Source organism: Nocardiopsis trehalosi NBRC 14201 (assembly GCF_001552555.1).
Taxonomy (GTDB): domain Bacteria; phylum Actinomycetota; class Actinomycetes; order Streptosporangiales; family Streptosporangiaceae; genus Nocardiopsis_B; species Nocardiopsis_B trehalosi.
The window spans coordinates 1-22,038 of record NZ_BCRK01000067.1; the positions used below are offsets into that span (position 1 = coordinate 1).

General features: G+C 79.7%; 4 protein-coding genes. All 4 read left to right on the top strand.

Going from position 1 to position 22,038, the window contains the following annotated elements:
• Positions 1–38 precede the first annotated feature (38 nt).
• The 4 genes from NT8_RS13910 to entS all read left to right on the top strand — a co-directional run bounded on the left by NT8_RS13910 (position 39) and on the right by entS (position 22,031).
• Positions 39–12,812, top strand: coding sequence for a non-ribosomal peptide synthetase (locus tag NT8_RS13910; protein ID WP_281203447.1), 12,774 nt, complete (start codon positions 39–41; stop codon positions 12,810–12,812).
• Positions 12,809–19,924 (top strand): non-ribosomal peptide synthetase, encoded by a 7,116-nt coding sequence (locus tag NT8_RS13915; RefSeq protein WP_067968869.1) that lies wholly within the window; start codon positions 12,809–12,811, stop codon positions 19,922–19,924. The genes NT8_RS13910 and NT8_RS13915 overlap by 4 nt, the downstream gene beginning before the upstream one ends.
• Before the next feature lie 133 nt (positions 19,925–20,057).
• A complete protein-coding gene (locus tag NT8_RS13920; RefSeq protein WP_084468924.1) occupies positions 20,058–20,696 on the top strand; it encodes a GNAT family N-acetyltransferase in 639 nt (212 codons plus the stop codon).
• A 36-nt stretch (positions 20,697–20,732) separates the two neighbouring features.
• A complete protein-coding gene (gene entS / locus NT8_RS13925) occupies positions 20,733–22,031 on the top strand; it encodes an enterobactin transporter EntS (protein WP_067968872.1) in 1,299 nt (432 codons plus the stop codon).
• Positions 22,032–22,038: the final 7 nt, after the last annotated feature.

Sequence of the window (22,038 nt, forward strand, 5' to 3'; positions counted from 1 at the left end):
CCGACCGGACCCCGCCCACCGGCTCCGTCGGCGCGCTCATCGCCGCCGCGGCGGCCGCCCGGCCCGACGCGGTGGCCGTCCGCGCCGGGGGCACCGCCACCACCTACGCCGGACTGGCCGACCGCGCCGACGCCCTCGCCGCGCGCATGCGGGCCGCCGGCGCCGGGCCGGAGACCGTGGTCGCCGTCGCCCTGCCCCGTACCGCCGACCTGGTGGCCGCGCTGCTCGCCGCCGACCGGTGCGGCGCCGCCTACCTGCCGATCGACCCGGACTTCCCGGCCGAGCGCGTCGCGCACATGCTCGCCGACTCCGGGGCCGTGCTGCTCACCACCACCGTCGCGCTCGCCCCCGGCCTGCCCGAAGGGCCGCCCCGGCTGCTGGTCGACGCCCCCGACGCCCCCGATGCCGCCCCCGCCGCGCCGCCCGCGCCGCGCCCCCGCCCCGACCAGGCCGCCTACATCCTCTACACCTCCGGCTCCACCGGCCGGCCCAAGGGCGTGGTGGTCTCCCACGGGGCGCTGCTCAACTTCCTCGGCGACATGGCCGAGCGGTTCCCGCTCGCGCCCGGCGACGTGTGGGCGGCGGTCACCACCGTCGGGTTCGACATCTCCGCCCTGGAGGTCTACCTGCCGCTGATGGCCGGGGCCACCGTGCTGCTGGCCGGGCGCGACGACGCGCGCGACCCGGCCGCGCTGGCCCGGCTGCTGGCCGCCGAGGGCGCCACCGCCATGCAGGCCACCCCCACCCTGTGGCGGGCCCTGGCAGAGGAGCGCCCCGACGCCCTGGACGGGCTGCGCGCGCTGGTCGGCGGTGAGGCGCTGCCGCCCGACCTCGCCGCCCGGCTCGCCGAGCGCTGCGCCGCGACCACCAACCTGTACGGCCCCACCGAGACGACGATCTGGTCCACCGCGGCGCCCGTCACCGCGGACGCCCCGGTCACCATCGGCGCGCCCATCGCCAACACCCGCGTGCACGTCCTGGACGCCGCGCTGCGCCCCGTCCCCGACGGCGTCGCGGGCGACCTCTACATCGCGGGGGAGGGGCTGGCCCGCGGCTACAACGGCCGCGCCGCCCTCACCGCCGAGCGGTTCACCGCCGACCCCTACGGCCCGCCCGGCACCCGGATGTACCGCACCGGCGACCTCGCCCGGTGGGCCCCCGACGGCACCCTCGACTTCCTCGGCCGCACCGACCACCAGGTCAAGGTGCGCGGGTTCCGCATCGAACCCGGCGAGATCGAGGCCGTCCTCACCGCCCGCCCCGACGTCGCCCAGGCCGTCGTCACCGCCCGCGAGGACACCCCCGGCCGGGTGCTGCTCGCCGGCTACGTCGTGCCCGCCCGCGGCGCCGACCCCGACCCCGCCGAGCTGCGCGCGCACCTCGCCGAGCGGCTGCCCGACTACATGGTGCCCGCCGCGCTGCTGCCGCTCCCCGAACTGCCGCTCACCGCCAACCGCAAGATCGACCGCGCCGCCCTGCCCGCCCCCGGGTTCGCCGCCGCCGCCGGAGCGGGGGCGCCCCGCGACGCGGTGGAGGAGCGCCTGTGCGCGATCCTCGCCGACGTCCTCGGCCTGCCCCGCGTCGGCGTCGACGACGACTTCTTCGCGTTCGGCGGCCACTCCCTGCTCGCCACCCGGGTGGCCAACCGGGTCCGCGCCGAACTCGGCGTGGAGGCGCGGCTGCGCGACCTGTTCGACGCGCCCACCGCGGCCGGGCTCGCCTCGCTGCTGGCCGGCCGGCCCCCGGCCCGGCCGCCGCTGACCCGCCGCCCCGAGGCCGACCGGACGCCGCTGTCCTACGCCCAGGAGCGGCTCTGGTTCCTGGAGCGGCTGCACGGCCCCGCCGCCACCTACACCGTGCCGGTCGCGTTCCGGCTGCGCGGCGCCGTCGACCCCGGCGCCCTGGCCGACGCGCTGCGCGACGTCGCCGCCCGGCACGCCGTGCTGCGCACCGTCTACGCCGAGGACGCCGACGGCCCCCACCAGCGCGCGCTGCCCGCCGACGCGGTCGGCGACCTGCTGGAGGTCCGCGACACCGCGCCCGCCGACCTCGACGCGCACGTCGCCCGCGTGCTGCACACCCCGTTCGACGTGCGCGCCGACGTGCCGATGCGGGCCGCCCTGCTCCGGCTCGCCCCCGACGACGCCGTCCTGGTCCTCGCCTTCCACCACATCGCGACCGACGAGTGGTCCGAGGCGCCGTTCACCCGCGACCTCGACACCGCCTACGCCGCCCGCCGCGCCGGCCGCGCCCCCGACTGGCCGCCGCTCGACGTCGAGTACGCCGACTTCGCCGTGTGGCAGCGCGCCTGGCTGGGCGGCGCCGACGACCCCGCCGGGCCGCTCGGCCGCGGCCTCGCCTTCTGGCGGGAGGCCCTCGCCGGGCTGCCCGCCGAGACCCCGCTGCCCGCCGACCGGCCCCGCGCCGCCGTCGCCGACGGGCACGGCGCCACCGTCCCCCTCCACCTCGACGGCGCCACGACCGACGCGCTGCGGCGCGCCGCCGACGCCCACGGCGCCACCGTCTTCATGGTGCTGCGCACCGCCGTCGCCGTCCTGCTGCACCGCATGGGCGGCGGCGACGACATCGCCGTCGGCACCCCGGTCACCAACCGCGACGACGCCCGCCTGCACGACGCCGTCGGCATGTTCCTCAACATGCTCGCGCTGCGCACCGACCTGTCCGGCGACCCCACCGGCCGGGAGCTGCTGGCCCGGGTGCGGGCCGCCGACGTCGCCGCGTTCGCCCACGCCGACGTGCCGTTCGACCGGGTCGTGCAGGAGACCCAGCCCGACCGGAGCCTGGGCCGCCACCCGCTGTTCCAGGTGATGCTCACCTACCAGCGCGACCCCGACCGCGCCGGCCTGCTGGGCACCGACTCCGCGATCCACCCCGTCGACGTCGCCACCGCGAAGACCGACCTGGAGTTCACCTTCACCGAGCGGCCCGGGACCGACGGGCTGGCCGGCGCGCTGCGCTACGCCACCGCCCGGTTCGACCGCTCCACCGCCGAAGGGCTCGCGGCCCGGCTGCACCAGGTCCTCGTGTCGCTGCTCGTCGCCCCGGACCTGCCCATCGGCGACATCGAGGTCCTCACCGACGCCGAGCGCCGGGCCCTGGTCGGCGCCCGCACCCCGACGCCCGTCCCCGGGCCCGCCCTGCCCGACCGGATCGCGGCCACCGCCGCCGCCCGGCCCGACGCGGTGGCCGTGCGCGCCGGGGGCACCGCCACCACCTACGCCGAGCTGGACGCCCGCGCCGACCGCATCGCGCACGCGCTGCGGGCGCGCGGCGCCGGGCCGGAGACCGTGGTCGCCGTCGCCCTGCCCCGTACCGCCGACCTGGTGGCCGCGCTGCTCGCCGCCGGCCGCGTCGGCGCCGCCTACCTGCCGATCGACCCGGACTTCCCGGCCGAGCGCATCGCCGCCATGTGCGCCGACTCCGCCGCCGCGCTCGCCGTCACCGCGCGCGGCGCCGGCGACCGCCTCCCGGCCGGGCTGCCGCTGCTGCGGCTGGACGACCCGGCCACCGCCGCCGCCGTCGACGCCCACGCGGCCGCCGGGCCGGTCCGCACCCCCGTCGACCCCGCCACCGCCGCCTACCACCTCTACACCTCCGGCTCCACCGGCCGGCCCAAGGGGGTGGTGGTGTCCCACGGGGCGCTGCTCAACTTCCTCACCGACATGGCCGACCGGTTCCCACTCGCGCCCGGCGACGTGTGGGCGGCCGTCACCACGGTCGGGTTCGACATCGCCGCCCTGGAGCTGTACCTGCCGCTGATGGCCGGGGCCACCGTGCTGCTGGCCGACCGCGACGACGTGCGCGACCCGGCCGCGCTGGCCCGGCTGCTGGCCGCCGAGGGCGCCACCGCCATGCAGGCGACCCCGTCGCTGTGGGCCGCGCTCGCCGAGGAGCGCCCCGACGCCCTGGACGGGCTGCGCGCGCTGGTCGGCGGCGAGGCGCTGCCGCCCGCCCTGGCCGCGCGGATGGCCGCCCGCTGCGCCGAGACGACCAACCTGTACGGTCCCACCGAGACGACGATCTGGTCCACGGCCGCCCTCGTCACAACCGGCGCCCCGGTCACCATCGGCGCGCCCATCGCCAACACCCGCGTGCACGTCCTGGACGCCGCGCTGCGCCCGGTGCCGCCGGGCGTCCCCGGCGACCTCTACATCGCGGGGGAGGGGCTGGCCCGGGGCTACAGCGGCCGGGCGGCGCTGACCGCCGAGCGGTTCACCGCCGACCCCTACGGCCCGGCGGGGTCGCGCATGTACCGCACCGGCGACCTCGCCCGGCGCACCGCCGACGGCGCGCTCGTGTTCCTCGGCCGCACCGACCACCAGGTCAAGGTGCGCGGGTTCCGCATCGAACCCGGGGAGGTGGAGGCCGCCCTGGCCGCCGCCGACGGGGTGGCCGGCGCGGTCGCCGCCGCCCACCCGGACCCGGCCGGCACCCCCCGCCTGGTCGGCTACGTGGTGCCGCGCGACGGCGCCGCCCCGCTGGACACCGCCGCCCTGCGCGCCCACCTCGCCGAGCGGCTGCCCGACTACATGGTGCCGTCGGCCTTCGTGGAGCTGCCGGAGTTCCCGCTCACCGCCAACCGCAAGGTCGACCGCGCCGCCCTGCCCGCGCCCGAGTTCGCGGCGCCGGCCGCCCGCGCCCCCCGCGACGCCGCCGAGGCAGCGGTGTGCGCCGTGTTCGCCGAGGTGCTGGGCGTGCCCGAGGCCGGGGTGGACGACGACTTCTTCGCCCTGGGCGGCCACTCGCTGGCCGCCGCCCGCGCCGCCAACCGGATCCGCGCCCTGCTCGGGGTCGACACGGGCGTGCGCGACCTGTTCGAGGCGCCGACCCCGGCGGCGCTGGCCGCCCGGATCGGCGCGGCCGGGCGCGCCGCCCGGCCCGCCCTCACCCCCGGCGGCCCGCTGCCGGACCGCGTCCCGGCGTCGGCCGAGCAGCGGCGGCTCTGGCTGGTGCAGCGCATGGACCCCGGCTCCACCGCCTACAACGTGCCGTGGACCCTGCGGCTCACCGGCCCGCTCGACCGGGACGCCCTCGCCGCCGCCGTGCGCGACGTCACCGCGCGCCACGACGCGCTGCGGACCGTCCTGGCCGAGACCGGGGGCGAACCCGAGCAGCGCACCGTCGCCCCCGCCGACCTGCCCGCGCGCCTGCTCGCCGTCGACGCCGACCCCCGCCCGGCCGCCGAACGCGTGCGCCGCGCCGCCCGCGCCCCGTTCGACCTGGCCGCCGACCTGCCCGTCCGCTACACCCTCGTGCCCGACGGCCCCGACGCGCACGTGCTGGTCATCGTGCTGCACCACGCCGCCGCCGACGAGTGGTCCCAGCAGCCGCTGCTGGACGACCTGCGCGCCGCCTACGCCGCCCGGCGGGCGGGCCGGGCGCCCGACTGGCCGGCCCCGGCGCCGCGCTACGCCGACTACGCCCTGTGGCAGCGCGACCTGCTCGGCTCCGCCGACGACCCCGACTCCCGGGCCGCCCGCCAGCGGGCGTTCTGGGCCGAGGCGCTGCGCGGGCTGCCCGAGGAGATCCTGCTGCCCGCCGACCGGCCCCGCCCCGCCGTCCTCGGCACCGCGGGCGGCGTCGTCCACTTCGCCGTGCCCGAGGAGCTGCGCCGCGCCGCCGCCGACCTCGCCGAGGCCACCGGCACCACCCGGTTCCTGGTGCTGCGCACCGCCGTCGCCGTTCTGCTGCAACGCATGGGCGGCGGCGACGACATCCCCCTGGGCACCCCGGTGACCACCCGCACCGACGAGGCGCTGCACGACGCCGTCGGCATGTACCTCAACACCCTCGTGCTGCGCACCGACCTGTCCGGCGACCCCGCCTTCCGCGAGCTGCTGGGCCGCGTGCGCGCGGCCGACCTCGCCGCGTTCGCCCACGCCGACCTGCCCTTCGACGCCGTCGTGGACGCCGTGAACCCGGCCCGCTCGCGCGGCCGCCACCCCCTGTTCCAGACCCTGGTCTCCCACCAGACCCGCCCCGACCTCGGCGGCGGCCTCGACGGGCTCGACACCCGGCTCGTGGACGAGGTGCCGGAGGGCGCCCGGTTCGACCTGGAGGTCGCTTTCGTCGAACGGCCCGGCGCGCCCGGCCTGGACGGCGCCATCCGCTTCGCCGCCGACCGGTTCGACCCGGCGACGGCCGACGCCCTCGGCCGCCGCCTGGTGCGGCTGCTCACCGCCGCCCTCGCCGACCCCGACCGGCCGGTGAGCGCCCTCGACCCGCTGCTGCCCGGCGAGCACGAGGCCCTGCTGCGCGGGTGGAACGCCACCGCCCGCCCGCTGCCCGACACCACCCTGGCCGACCTCACCGCCGGTCCGCGCGCCGACCCCGGCGCCCCGGCGCTGCTGCTGGACGGCGCCGAGGTGTCCTACGCCGCGTTCGACGCCCGCGCCGACCGGCTCGCCCGCGCGCTCATCGCCCGCGGCGCCGGGCCCGAGGCCGTGGTGGCGGTCGCCCTGCCGCGCTCGGCCGACCTGGTGGTCGCGCTGCACGCCGTGGTGCGGGCCGGCGCCGCCTACCTGCCCGTCGACCCCGACCTGCCGGCCGAGCGCGCCGCCGTGCTGCTCGGCGACGCCGACCCGGTGTGCGTGCTCACCGACCGCGCGACGGCGGCGGCCCTGCCCGCCGACGCACCCGAACGCGTGGTCCTGGACGACCCCGACGTGCGGGCGCACCTGGCCGGCCTGCCCGCCGGACCCGTCCGGCCCGAGGAGCGCACCCGCCCGCTGCACCCCGACCACCCGGCCTACACGATCTTCACCTCGGGCTCCACCGGCCGCCCCAAGGGCGTGGTGGTCACCCACCGCGCCATCGCCAACCGGCTGCGGTGGACGCAGGACGCCTACCCGCTCACCGCCGCCGACCGGGTGGTGCAGAAGACCCCGGCGTCGTTCGACGTGTCGGTGTGGGAGTTCTTCTGGCCCTTCACGGCCGGCGCCGCCCTCGTCGTCGCCGCGCCCGGCGGGCACCGCGACCCCGGCTACCTCGCCGGGCTGCTGCGCCGCCACCGGGCCACCGTCTGCCACTTCGTGCCGTCGATGCTCCGCGTGTTCCTGGACCACCCCGACGCCGCCCGCTGCACCGGGCTGCGCCGGGTGCTCGCCTCCGGCGAGGAACTCGGCGCCGACACCGCCGCCCGGTTCCGCGACCTGCTGCCGGGCGTGGAGCTGCACAACCTGTACGGCCCCACCGAGGCCGCGGTCGACGTCACCGCCCGCGACGCCGCCGCCCCGGCCCCCGGGCCCGGCGTGCCCATCGGCCGCCCGGTGTGGAACACCGGGGTGCGGGTGCTCGACGCCCGGCTGCGCCCGGTGCCGCCCGGGGTGCCCGGCGAGCTGTACCTGACCGGCGTCCAGCTCGCCCGCTGCTACACCGGCCGCCCCGACCTCACCGCCGAGCGGTTCACCGCCGACCCGCACGGACCGGTGGGGACGCGCATGTACCGCACCGGCGACCTCGCCCGCTGGACCCGCGACGGCGAACTGGAGTACCTCGGCCGCACCGACCACCAGGTGAAGATCCGCGGCGTGCGCATCGAACCCGGCGAGGTCGAGGCCGCCCTGGCCGCCCACCCCGGCGTGCGCGCCGCCGCCGTCCTCGCCCGCGCCGACGGCGGCCCCGCCGACCCCCGCCTGGTCGGCTACGCGGTGGCGCGCGACGGCGCCGCCCCCCTGGACACCGCCGCCCTGCGCGCCCACCTCGCCGAGCGGCTGCCCGCCCACCTGGTGCCCGACGCCCTGGTCGAGCTGCCCACGCTCCCGCTGTCGCCCAACGGCAAGCTCGACCGCGCCGCCCTGCCCGCCCCCGACCGCCCCGCGCCGGGCGGCGGCCGCGCCCCCGACGGCCCCCGCGAACGCCTCGTCGCCGACGTGTTCGCCGACCTCCTGGGCGCCCCGGACATCGGCGCCGACGACGACTTCTTCGCCCTGGGCGGCAACTCGCTGGCCGCCGCCCGCGCCGCCAACGCCCTGCGCGCCCGCCTCGGCGCCGACGTCGGGGTCCCCGACCTCTTCGCGGCGCCCACCCCCGCCGCGCTCGCCGCCCGCCTGGCCGGCGCCGCCGGCGACCGCCCCCCGCTGCGCCCCGGCGCCGCCCGCGACCACCGCGGCCCCGTCCCGCTGTCCGCCGCCCAGCGCGGCATGTGGGCGGCCGCCCGGCTGCCCGGCGCGGCCGCCGCCTACAACGTGCCGTGGCTGCTGCGGCTGCGCGGCGCCGTGGACGCCCGCGCCCTCGCCGCCGCCGTCCGCGACCTCGCCGCGCGCCACGACGTGCTGCGCACCGTCCACCCCGACCCCGGCGGCACCCCCGAGCAGCGCGTCCTCCCGGTGGACGACGCGCCCGCCCTGGAGACCGTCGACGCCGCCGGCGGCGACGCCGACGCCCTGGTCGACGCCCGCGTCCGCCGCCCGTTCGACCTCGCCGCCGAACCCCCGTTCCGCGCGACCCTGCTGCGCACCGGCCCCGACACCCACCTGCTGCTCCTGCTGTTCCACCACATCGCCGTGGACGAGTGGTCCCAGGCCCCCCTCCTGACCGACCTCGACACCGCCTACGCCGCCCGGCGGGCGGGCCGGGCGCCCGCCTGGCCGGCCCCGGCGCCGCGCTACGCCGACTACGCGCTGTGGCAGCGCGACCTGCTCGGCTCCGCCGACGACCCCGACTCCCGGGCCGCCCGGCAGCGGGACTACTGGGCCGAGGCGCTGCGCGGGCTGCCCGAGGAGATACCGCTGCCCGCCGACCGGCCCCGCCCGCCGGAGCGCGGCGACGCGGGCGGCACCGCCCGCGTCCGGGTGCCCGCCGACCTCGCGCGCGCCGTCGCCGACCTCGCCCGCGCCCGCGGCGCCACCCCCTTCATGGTGGTCCAGGCGGCGGTGGCCGCCCTGCTGCACCGCATGGGCGGCGGCGACGACATCCCCCTGGGCACCCCCGCCACCACCCGCACCGACGCGGCCCTGCACGACGCCGTCGGCATGTACCTCACCACCCTCGTGCTGCGCACCGACCTGTCGGGCACCCCGGCGTTCGGCGACGTCGTCGACCGGGCCCGCACCACCGCCCTGTCCGCGTTCGCCCACGCCGACCTGCCCTTCGACCGCGTGGTCGAGGCGGTCAACCCGCCCCGCGCGGCCGGGCGCAACCCGCTGTTCCAGACCATGGTCACCCACCAGACCCGGCCCGACCGGGCCGGCACCGTCCTCGGCGCCGACGCCGAGGTGGACGACGGCGCGCTGCGCACCGCCCGCTTCGACCTGGAGTTCGAGTACGTCGAGACCCCGGGCGCGGCGGCCGCCGACCTCACCGTCCGCTACGCCGCCGACCGGTTCGACCCCGCCACAGCGGCGGAGCTGGCCGACCGGCTGCTGCGGCTGCTCGCCGCGGGCACCGCCCACCCCGAACGCCCCGTCGCCGACCTCGACCTGCGCTCCGCCGCCGAACGCGGCCGGCTGGCCGCGGCCGCCACCGGCGCGCGCCGCGCCGTCGCCCCCCGCACCCTGCCCGACCTGCTCGACGCCGCCCCCGCCGACGCCGGCGCTCCGGCGCTGCTCGCCGCCGGGACGGTCCTGGACCGGGCCGCGTTCGACGCCCGGGTGAACCGGTGGGCCCGCGAGCTCATCGCCCGCGGCGCCGGGCCCGAGACCGTGGTCGCGGTCGCCCTCACCCGCTCGGCCGACCTGGTGGTGGCGCTGCACGCCGTGGTGCGCGCCGGCGCCGCCTACCTGCCCGTCGACCCCGAGCACCCCGCCGAGCGCACCGCCGGCGTGCTCGCCGACGCCCGGCCCGCCGCCGTCCTCGTGGACGCCGCCACCGACGCCGCGGTGCCCGACGTGCCCGGCGGGGCGGCGCGGCTGCGCGTCGACACCGGGGCGGCGGCCGCGTCCGCCGAGCGCCGCGACCCCGGCCCGGTCACCGACGCCGACCGGACCGCGCCGCTGCGCCCCGACCACCCCGCGTACGCGATCTTCACCTCGGGCTCCACCGGCCGCCCCAAGGGCGTGCTGGTCAGCCACCGCGCCATCGTCAACCGGATCGCCTGGACGCAGGACGCCTACCCGCTCACCGCCGCCGACCGGGTGGTGCAGAAGACCCCCGCCTCCTTCGACGTGTCGGTGTGGGAGTTCTTCTGGCCCTTCGCCGCCGGAGCGGCGCTGATCGTGGCCGACCCCGGCGGGCACCGCGACCCCGCCCACCTCGCCGGGCTGGTCACCGGGCACGGCGCCACCGTCCTGCACTTCGTGCCGTCCATGCTCCGCGCGTTCCTGGAGCACCCCGACGCCGCCCGCTGCACCGGGCTGCGCCGGGTGCTCGCCTCCGGGGAGGCCCTGGGCGCCGACACCGCCGCCCGGTTCCGCGACGTGCTGCCGGGCGTGGAGCTGCACAACCTGTACGGCCCCACCGAGGCCGCGGTCGACGTCACCGCCCGCGACGCGCTGCGCCCGGCGCCCGGCGCCACCGTCCCCCTCGGCCGCCCGGTGTGGAACACCGGGGTGCGGGTGCTCGACGCCCGCCTCCGGCCGGTGCCGTCCGGGGTGCCCGGCGAGCTCTACCTGACCGGCGTCCAGCTCGCCCGCTGCTACGTGCACCGCCCCGACCTCACCGCCGAGCGGTTCACCGCCGACCCCTACGGCCCGCCCGGCACCCGCATGTACCGCACCGGCGACCTGGTGCGCTGGACCCGCGACGGCGAACTGGAGTACCTGGGCCGCACCGACTTCCAGGTGAAGATCCGCGGCCTGCGCATCGAACTCGGCGAGGTCGAGGCCGTGCTCGCCGCCCACCCCGGCGTCGCCGCCGCTGCCGCCGCCGCCCGCCCCGCCCCCTCGGGCGGCCACCGCCTCGTCGGCTACGCCGTCGCCGCCCCCGGCGCCGCCCCGCTCGACACCGGCACGGTGCTGCGCGCCGCCGCCGACCGGCTGCCCGACCACATGGTGCCCGACGCCCTGGTGGAGCTGCCCGCGCTGCCGCTGTCGCCCAACGGCAAGCTCGACCGTGCCGCCCTGCCCGACCCCGCGCCCACCGCGCCCGCCGGCGCCGGCCGGGCCCCCGCCGGGCCCACCGAGACCCTGCTCGCCGACCTGTTCCGCGACCTGCTGCGGGTCCCCGAGGTCGCCGCCGACGACCGCTTCTTCGCCCTCGGCGGCGACAGCATCCTCGCCATCCGCCTCGTCTCCCGCGCCCGCGCCGGCGGCCTGCTGCTCACCCCCGCCGACGTCTTCACCGAGCAGACCCCCGAACGGCTCGCCCTCGCCGCCCGTCCCGCCGACGACGCCCCCACCCCCGGCGCCGCCGCCGACGACGGCCTGGACGACCCCGCCGACATCCCGCCCACCCCCGTCATGCTCTGGCTGCGGGAGCGCGGCGGCCCCATCCGCCGGTTCAGCCAGGCCACCGTGGTGCACACCCCGCCCGGCGCCGACGCCGACCGCGTCGCCGCCGCGCTCCAGGCCGTCCTCGACCGCCACGACCTGCTCCGCGCCCGCCTGCACACCGGCGGCGGCACCTGGCGGCTGTCCGCCGCCCCGCCCGGCGCGGTCGCGGCCGCCGACGTGCTGCGCCGCCGCGACGCCGCCGGGCTCGACGCCGACGGCCTGCGCGGCGCCGTCGCCGCCGAGGCCCGCGCCGCCCAGGACGCCCTCGACCCCGAGGCCGGCGCCCTGGTCCGCGGCGCCTGGTTCGACCGCGGCCCCGACCGGGCCGGCCGGCTGCTCCTCGTCGTCCACCACCTCGCCGTGGACGGGGTCTCCTGGGGAGTGCTCCGCGCCGACCTCGCCGCCGCCTGGGCCGCGCTCGCCGCCGGCCGCGCCCCCGCGACCGCGCCGCCGCCCACGTCCTTCGCCCGGTGGGCCCGGCTGCTGCACCGGCACGCCGCCGACCCCGGCCGGGCGGCCGAACGCGCCGCCGAGCACGCCGCCTGGCGGGCCGTCACCGCCGGCGCCCCCGACCCGGCCGTCCCGGTGCCCGACCCGGCCGCCGACACCGCCGGCACCCTGCGGCGCCTCACCCTGGAACTGCCCGCCGAGCACACCGCCCCGCTGCTCACCCGGGTCCCCGACCTGTACCACGCCGGGGTCGACGACGCCCTGCTCGCCGCCCTCGCCCTCGCCCTCGCCGAATGGCGGACCCGGCGCGGCGGCCGCCCGGACGCCCCGGTCCGGGTCGACCTGGAGGGCCACGGCCGCGACACCGCCCTGCTCCCCGGCACCGACCTCTCGGAGACCGTCGGCTGGTTCACCGCCGTCCACCCGGTACGGCTCGACGTCGCCGGGGTCGACCCGGCCGCCGCCCGCGCCGGGGCCGCCGCGGCCGGGGAGGCGGTCAAGCGCGTCAAGGAGCAGGTGCGGGCCCGCCCCGGGTCCCCGCTCGGCCACGGCCTGCTGCGCCACCTCACCCCCGAGGGCGACCCCGGCCCCGACGCCCCCGTGCTGTTCAACTACCTCGGCCGCACCGCCGTCGCCCCCGAGACCGAGGCGTGGGGGGTGGCCGCCGAGACCGGCGACGTGCCCCCCGGCGTCGACCCCGGCCTGCCCGTGCGGCACACGCTGGAGGTCAACGCCCTCACCCACGACGGGCCCGGCGGCCCCGTCCTCACCGCCACCTGGGCGTGGCCGGCCCGGCTGCTCGACGCGGCCGAGGTCCGCGCCCTCGCCCAGGGCTGGTTCGACCAGCTGCGCGGCCTGGCCGACCACGCCGCCGACCCCGCCGCCGGCGGACACACCCCCTCGGACCTGACCCTCAGCGGACTGGACCAGGACGAGATCGACGCATTCGAAGCAGAGTGGAGGCTCACGTGAGCAACGCATCCGGCCTGGAGGACATCCTGCCGCTGTCGCCCCTCCAGGAAGGGCTGCTGTTCCAGAGCCAGCTCGCCGGCACCGGGCCCGACGCCTACACCGTCCAGGTCGCCGTCGACGTGGCCGGCCCGCTCGACCCCGACCGGCTGCACGCCGCCGCCGACGCGCTGCTGCGGCGCCACCCGCAGCTGCGCGCCGCCTTCCGGCGCCGCCGCGACGGCCGGCCGGCCGCCCTCGTCGGCCGCACCGTGCCCGCCGCCTGGACCACCGCCGACCTGGCCGGGGCCGCCGACCCCGACGCCGCACTGGCCGACCTGGGCGAGCGCGAGCGCGCCACCCGGTTCGACCTCGCCCACCCCCCGCTGCTCCGGTTCGTCCTCGCCCGGCTGGGCGCCGACCGGCACGCCCTCGTCCTCACCCACCACCACATCCTGCTCGACGGCTGGTCGCTGCCGCTGCTCGTCCGCGACCTGTTCCGCCTCTACGCCGCCGACGGCGCCCCGCTGCCCCGGCCCACCCCCTACCGCGACCACCTCGCCCGGCTGGCGCGCCGCGACCGCGCCGCCGCCGAGGCCGCCTGGCGCACCGCCCTGGCCGGGCTCGACGGCCCCACCCGGCTGACCGGGCCCGCCGCGCCCGGCGCCGCCGACGCCCAGGTCCCGCGCACCACCGAGCGCGACCTGCCGCCCGGTCTGGCCGCCGCCCTCACCGCCACCGCCCGGACCACGGGCGTCACCCTCAACACCGTGCTCCAGGCGGCCTGGGGGCTGCTCCTCGGCGGCCTGCTCGACCGCGACGACGTCGTGTTCGGCACCACCGTCTCCGGCCGCCCGCCCGAACTGCCCGGGGCCGAGGAGATGCTCGGCCTGTTCATCAACACCGTGCCGGTGCGCGTCACCGCCCGGCCCGCCGAGACCGCCGCCGCCCTGCTCACCCGCCTCCAGGCCGAGCAGGCCCGGCTGCTCGACCACACCCACCTCGGTCTCGCCGACATCCAGCGCGCCGCCGGCACCGCCGACCTGTTCGACACCCTGATGGTGTTCGAGAACTACCCGGGCGGCGGCGACCCCGCCGCCGACGCCCCCGGGCTCAGCGCCCGCGTGCGCTCCTCCGCCGACGCCACCCACTACCCGCTGTCGCTCGCCGCCGTCCCCACGCGCGGCCCCGGCGGGGACGGGCTGCGGCTCCGCTTCGGCCACCGCCCCGACCTCGTCGACGCCGCCCGCGTCGACCGGATCGCCGCGCACCTGGTCCGCCTGCTGGAGCACATCGCCGCCGACCCCGCCACCCCCGTCGCCCGGCTCCCGCTGCTCGACCCCGGCGAGGCGCGCCGCCTCACCGCCCCCGGGACCACCCCCGCCGACGCGGCGGCCGCCGAGCACACCACCTTCCCCGCCCTGCTGGAGCGCCGCACCGCCGCCGACCCCGGCGCCACCCTGCTCGCCGGCGACGGCACCGCGTTCACCGCCGCCGAGGTCGAGGAGCGCGCCAACCGGCTCGCGCACGCCCTCATCGCCCGAGGGGCCGGCCCCGAGACCGTGGTCGCGGTCGCCGCCCCCCGGTCGCCGCAGCTCATCATCACCCTCGTCGCCGTCCTCAAGTCCGGCGCCGCCTACCTGGCGCTCGACCCCGACTACCCCGACGACCGGCTCGCCCACATGCTCGCCGACGCCCGCCCCGCGTGCGTCGTCACCACCCCCGACCTGGCCGACCGCGTCGCCGCCCTGGCCGACGTCCCGCAGCTGCTGCCCGACGACCCGGCCACGGCCGCCGCCCTGGCGCGCGGCCGCGCCGACGCCCCCACCGACGCCGACCGCACCGCCCCGCTCACCCCGGCCACCGCCGCCTACGTCATCTACACCTCGGGGTCGACGGGGCTGCCCAAAGGGGTCGTCGTCACCCACGAGGGCGTGAGCCGGCTCGTCGCCACCGCCGCCGACCGCGTCGGGGTGGGCCCCGGCAGCCGCGTCGCCCAGTTCGGTTCGCCCAGCTTCGACGTCGCGTTCTGGGAGACCGTCATGGGCCTGCTGTGCGGGGACCGCCTGGTGGTCGTCCCCGCCGACCGCCGGGTGCCCGGCCCGCCGCTCACCGACTACCTGCGCGCGCACGGCGTCACCCACGCCGCGCTGCCGCCCGCCCTGCTGTCGGCGCTGCCCGAGGACGCCGACGTGCCCGAGGGCATGACCGTGCTCGCCGGGACCGAGGCGGTCCCCGCCGCCCTGGTCCGCCGGTTCGCCCGGCGCGGCCCCATGTTCAACTGCTACGGCCCCACCGAGGCCACCGTCAACGCCACCCTCCACGCCTGCGACCCCGACGCCGCCGGCGACCGGACGCCCATCGGCCGCCCCGACCCCGGGCTGCGCGCCTACGTCCTGGACCGCCTGCTGCGGCCCGTCCCCGACGGCACCCCCGGCGAGCTGTACCTCGCCGGGACCGGGCTGGCCCGGGGCTACCTCGGCCGGCCCGCCCTGACCGCCGAGCGCTTCACCGCCGACCCGTTCGGCCCGCCCGGCACCCGCATGTACCGCACCGGCGACCTCGTGCGCCGCGGCCCCGGGGGCGCCCTGGACTTCCTCGGCCGCACCGACGACCAGGTGAAGATCCGCGGGTTCCGCGTCGAACCCGGCGAGGTCGAGGCCGTCCTGGCCGGCCACCCCGACGTCGCCGCCGCCGCGGTCGCCGTCCACCGCGGCGCCGACGGCACCCCCTCCCTGGCCGGGTACGCCGTCGCCGCCTCCGGCGCCGTGCTCGACCCGCGCGCGCTGCGCCGCCACCTCGCCGCCGCGCTGCCCCCGGCGATGGTGCCCGCCGCCGTCGTCCCGCTGGACGCGCTGCCCACCCTGCCCAACGGCAAGACCGACCGCGCCGCCCTGCCCGCCCCCGACCTCGCCGCGCTGCCCGAGGGGCGGCCCGCCCGCGACCCCGTCGAGCAACTGCTGTGCGACCTGTTCGCCGAGGTCCTGGGCGTGCCCGAGGTCGGCATCGACGACGACTTCTTCGCGCTGGGCGGGCACTCGCTGCTCGCCACCCGCCTCGTCACCCGGGTCCGCGCCGTCCTGGGCCGCGAGGTCGCCCTGCGCACCGTCTTCGACGCGCCCACGGTCGCCGGCCTGGTGGAGCGGCTGGAGACCGGCCGCCGCCGGCCCGTCCTGCGCCCCGCCGAACGCCCCGACCGGCTCCCGCTGTCCTACGCCCAGCAGCGCATGTGGTTCCTGCACCGGCTCGACGGGCCCACCGCCACCTACACCATCCCCTTCTGCGCCCGGCTGACCGGCCCGCTGGACACCGGGGCGCTCACCGCCGCCCTGGCCGACCTCACCGCCCGCCACGAGACCCTGCGCACCGTCTTCCCCGACGACGACGGCGTCCCCTACCAGCGCGTCCTCGCGCCCGAGGACGCCCGCCCCGACCTGCCGGTCACCACGACGACCGAGGCCGGGCTGGCCGCCGCGCTCCTTGCCGCCGCCGAACGCGGGTTCCACCTCGACCGCGAACCCCCGCTGCGCGCCCGCCTGTTCCGCCTCGGCACCGACGAGCACGTGCTGCTCCTGCTGCTGCACCACATCGCGGGCGACGGCTGGTCGGCCCGCCCCCTGCTGCGCGACCTCGGCACCGCCTACACCGCGCGCGCCGCCTACACCGCGCGCGCCGCCGGCACCGCGCCCGCCTGGACCCCGCTGCCGGTCCAGTACGCCGACCACGGGCTGCACCAGCGGGCCGTCCTCGGCGCCGAGGACGACCCCGGCAGCGTCCTGCACGCCCAGGCCGCCCACTGGCGGGAGGCGCTGCGCGGCCTGCCCGAGGAGCTGCCGCTGCCCACCGACCGGCCGCGTCCGGCCGTCGCCGGCGGCCGCGGCGCCGCCGTCGGCCTCGTCGTCCCGCGCGACCTCAACGCCCGGCTGCGCGCGCTCGCCCGCGCCCACGACGTCAGCACCTTCATGGTGCTCCAGGCCGCGGTGGCCGCCCTGCTCACCCGCCTCGGCGCCGGCACCGACATCCCCATCGGCAGCCCGGTCGCCGGGCGCGACGACGCCGCGCTGGACGACCTCGTCGGCTTCTTCGTCAACACCCTCGTGCTGCGCACCGACACCTCCGGCGACCCCGCCTTCACCGACCTGCTGGCGCGGGTGCGCGACGCCGGGCTCGCCGCCTACGAGAACTCCGACATCCCCTTCGAACGTCTGGTGGAGGTGCTGAACCCGGTCCGGTCCATGGCCCGCCACCCGCTGTTCCAGGTGATGCTCGCCTACCAGCGGGGCGCCCCGCCGCGCCTGGCCATGGCCGGGCTGCGGGTGCGCCGCGAACCGGTCGGCCTGGCCACCGCGAAGTTCGACCTGGCCCTGGAGTTCGCCGACCCCGCGGGGGAGGACGGCGACACCGGGCCGCAGGACCTGCGCTGCACCATCGACTACAGCACCGACCTGTTCGACGCCGCCACCGTCCGCAACATCGGCGTCCGCCTGGTCCGGCTGCTGGAGGCCGTCACCGCCGACCCGGGCGTGCGCATCGGCCGCGTCGACCTGCTCACCCCCGAGGAGGAGCGCGCGGTCGGCGCCGCCGCCCGCGGCCCCGCACTGCCCGCCGCCCCCGCCACCCTGCCCGCCCTGCTGGAGCGCCGCGCCGCCGAGGCCCCCGACGCCACCGCGCTCGTCTGCGACGGCGAGCGGTGGACCTTCGCCGACCTCAACGCCCGCGCCAACCGGCTCGCCCGCGACCTCGCGGCCCGGGGCGTCGGCCCGGAGACCACCGCCGCCCTGCTGCTGCCCCGCTCCGCCGACACCGTCACCGCCCTGCTCGCCGTCCTCAAGGCCGGCGGCGCCTACCTGCCCATCGACCCCGGCTACCCCGACGACCGGGTCGCCTACATGCTCGGCGACGCCGACCCGGTCCTCACCGTCGCCACCCCCGACCTGGCCGGGCGGGCCGCCGCCCTGGGCTCCGCGCCGGTCCTCGTCCTCGGCCCCGGCACCGCCGCCGACCGGCCCGGCACCGACCTCACCGACGCCGACCGCACCGCCCCGCTCACCCCCGACCACCCCGCCTACGTCATCTACACCTCCGGGTCCACCGGCCGCCCCAAGGGTGTGGTGGTCGCCCACCGCAGCGTCGTCAACCTGTTCCACAGCCACCGGGAGACGCTGTACCGGCCGACCCGGGAGCGGGCCGGGCGGGACCGGCTGCGCGTCGCCCACTCCTGGTCGTTCGCCTTCGACGCCTCCTGGCAGCCGCAGCTGTGGCTGCTCGACGGGCACGCCCTGCACGTCGTCACCGAGGAGGTGATGCACGACCCCAAGCTGCTCGTCGACTACCTGCGCACCGAGCGGATCGACTTCATCGAGGTGACCCCCTCCCACGCCCAGCACCTGCTCCGCGCCGGGCTGGCCGACGACCCCGACCGCACCCCGCTGACCCTGGGCGTCGGCGGCGAGGCGGTCCCCGCCACCCTGTGGCGGCGGCTGCGCGGACTCGACCGCACGGCCTGCGTCAACCTCTACGGGCCCACCGAGACCACCGTCGACGCCCTCGCCGCCCACGTGCGCGACAGCGAGCGCCCCGTCATCGGCCGGCCCACCGCCAACACCAGCGCCCACGTCCTCGACGCCCGACTGCGCCCGGTGCCGCCCGGCGTCGTCGGCGAGCTGTACCTGGGCGGGGCCGGGCTGGCCCGGGGCTACCTCGGGCGGCCCGCCCTGACCGCCGAGCGCTTCGTCGCCGACCCGGCCGGCCCGCCCGGCGCCCGCATGTACCGCACCGGCGACCTGGTGCGCCGCATGCCCGACGGCAGCGTCGACTACGTCGGCCGCGCCGACGACCAGGTCAAGGTGCGCGGGTTCCGGATCGAACCCGGCGAGATCGCCGCCGCACTGGGCCGCCACCCCGACGTCGACCAGGCCGTCGTCGACACCTGGGAGCCGGCCCCGGGGGACCGGCGCATCGCCGGCTACGTGGTGCCCGCCGAAGGCCGCGGCGTCGACCCGGCCGTCCTGCGCGGCCACCTCGCCGCGCTGCTGCCCGACTACATGGTCCCCGCCGTGTTCCTGCCGATCCCCGCGCTCCCGCTGACGGCGCACGGCAAGCTCGACCGGTCGGCGCTGCCCGTCCCCGACCCGGCCGAGGCCGCGGCCGCCCCCGGGCGGGCGCCCGCCGACGCCGCCGAGGCGGTGCTGTGCGAGGTGTTCGCCGAGGTCATCGGGGTGCCGTCGGTGGGCGCCGACGACGACTTCTTCGACCTGGGCGGGCACTCCATGCTGCTGGTGCGGCTGCGCTCCCGGGTGGAGGCCGAGACCGGCGTCCCGGTGGCCATCGCCGAACTGTTCGCCGCCCCCACCCCCGCCGCCCTCGCCGCCCACCTCGCCTACCGCGGCGAGGAGGGCGCCGGCCGGGGCACCGGCGTGCCAGGGGTGGTGGCGCTGCGCGCGGGCGGCGCGGCCGCACCGCTGTTCTGCGTCCACCCCGCGGGCGGGCTGAGCTGGCCGTTCGTCCGGCTGCGCCGGCACATCGGCGCCGACCACCCCATCTACGGCGTCGAGTCGCCCGACCTGGCGGCCGCCGCCGGCCCCGGCGCCCCGCCGCCCGCCTCGCTGGAGGACCTGGCCCGCGCCTACGTCGACCGCGTCCGCGCGGTCCGCCCCGAGGGCCCCTACCACCTGGCCGGGTGGTCGTTCGGCGGCACGGTCGCGCACGCCATGGCCCGCCTCCTCGCCGCCGACGGGGCCCGCGTCGGCGTGCTCGCGCTGCTCGACGCCGCGCCGCCCGGCGCCGCGGCGGACGCCCTCGCCGACCCGGCGGCCGCCACCGCCGCCGCCGAGGGGGCCGCGGCGGCCGGGCGCGCCGCCGGCGGCCCGGACCGGTCCGCCGCCAACCTCGCCCTCGCCGAACGGCTGCTCGCCGCGGCCCCCGACGGGCCGCCCTATCCCGGGCGCGCGGTGCTGCTCGCCGCCGAGGGCGCGCCCGCCGACGCCGCCGAGCGGTGGGCGCGGCACGTCGCGGGCGGGGTCGACCGCCACGACGTGCCCGCCGCGCACGGCGCCCTGCTCGACCCCGACGGCCTCGCCGTGGTCGGCCCCGTCCTCGCCGACGCGCTGCGGCGCGCCGAGGAGGACGCGCGGTGACCGGGGCGCCGCGCCGGGCGGCGGCCCGGTCACCGGTAGGGTGCGCACCGCCGCCCGCCCGGGGCGGCCCCCGCCCCGCCCGACCCGAACCCGTCCCGGCCGCCGCGGCGGCCCCCACCGGAGGTGACCGAAGGTGCCCGAGACGTCCGACGCCGCCGGGGCCCCGCCCGTCCCCGGCTCCGCCCGGGAGATCCGCGTCGGCCCGGAGGTCCTGGCGGCCGGGCCGCCCCCGGTCCCCGCGCCCGCCGCCCCGTTCTCGGTCCGGCCCGCGGCGGCCGAGGGGGCCGACCTCGACCGGGTGCACGCCTGGATGAACCTGCCGCACGTCGCCGCGTTCTTCGACCAGGCGTGGCCGCGCGACCGCTGGGCCGGCGACCTGGCGGCCCAGCACGCCGGGACGTTCTCCCGGCCCTGCCTCGTCGCGCTCGACGGGGACCCGGTGGCCTACGTCGAGCTGTACCGGGCGGCGCGCGACGTCGTCGCGCGGCACTACGACGCCCACCCGCACGACGTCGGCGTGCACATCGCGATCGGCGACCCGGGCCGGGTCGGCCGCGGGCTGGGCCCGCGGCTGCTCGACGCCCTGGCGCGCGCGGTGTTCGCCGCCGACCCGGACTGCCGGCGGATCGTCATGGAGCCCGACGCCGCCAACACCGCCGCCCGGCGGGCCGCCGAGCGGGCCGGCCTGGCGCTGCTGGGCGAGGTCGACCTGCCGCACAAGCGCGCGGCGCTGCTGGTCCGCTCCCGGGGCGCGGCGCCCCGCACGCGGTGACCCCGCCCGCGCCCGGCGCCGGACACGGGGGCGCCCATGGCCGCGGCTGAGCCCGGCCCGGCGGCCGGCGGCCCGCCGCCCCGGCGCGGCGGCATCGCCATCGACCTGGGCCCGCTGCGCGACGGCGGCGGGTTCCGGACCGTGTTCACCATCCGCCTGGTGTCGCTGTTCGCCGGCGGCTTCCGCATGGTGGCGCTGCCGCTGCAGGTGTACGCCATGACGGGGTCCTCGCTGCTGGTGGCGAGCGTCGGCGTGGTCAACGGGGTGGCGAGCTTCGCCGGGACGCTGCTCGGCGGGCTGCTCGCCGACCGGTGCGACCGGCGCGCGCTCGTGCTCGCCGCGCTGGCCGCCGAGGCGGTCGTGGTCGCCCTGTTCGCCGCCAACACCTACCTGCCCGGCGGCCCGCTGCTGGGGGTGATCTACCTGTGCGCCACCGTCAACGGGGTCATGGGCACCGTGGGCCTCATCGCCCAGCAGGCGATGGTGCCCGCGCTCGTGGGGCGGCACCGGCTGGCCGCCGCCGGGGCGCTGTTCGCGGTGACGGCGCAGATCGGCGCGGTCGCCGCCCCGGCGCTCGGCGGCGCGGCCATCGCGGCGTGGGGGCTCGGCCCCGGGTACGCCGCGACCGCGGTCATCGTCGCCGGGACCGCGGCGGCGTCGGTGCTGCTGCCCGCCGCCCGCCCCGGCGCCGACGCGTCGGGCGCGTCCGCGCTGCGGGCGGTGGGGGAGGGGCTGGGGTTCGTGGTCCGCGACCCGGTGGTGCGGCCGCTGCTGCTGCTCGGGTTCGCCCAGGTGCTGTTCGCCGCCCCGCTGGTGCTGATCCCCGAGTTCACCGACCGCGTCCTGCACGGCGGCGCCACCGCCGCCGGGCTGCTCTACACCGCCCCGGCGGCGGGCGCGCTCGCCGCCTCGCTGACCAGCGGGTGGACCGGGCGAACCCGGCGCGCCGGGGTGATCGTGCCGGCGGCGGTGGCCCTGTGCGGGGTGGCGGTGGCCGCGCTGGGCGCCAGCCGCGGCCTGGTGGCGGCGTTCGCGGCGCTGGTGGTGCTCGGCTGCTGCCAGGCGGTCGAGGAGATCCTGCGCTACGCGCTGCTCCAGGCGCGCACCCCCGACGCCCTGCTGGGGCGGGTCAACAGCGCCTGGCTGGCGCAGGCCACGGTCGGCGGCTCGCTGGGGGCCGCCGCGCTGGGGGTGGCGGCGGCCGCGGTCGGGCCGGCCCTGGCGCTGCTGGTGGGCGGCGGGCTGTGCGTGGCCGCCGTCGGCGCGGTCGCCGCCGCCGCGCCGGGGCTGCGCCGCGCCGCGCCCCCGGGTGTTCCCGGCCCGGCGCGCCCTTGATAAGGTT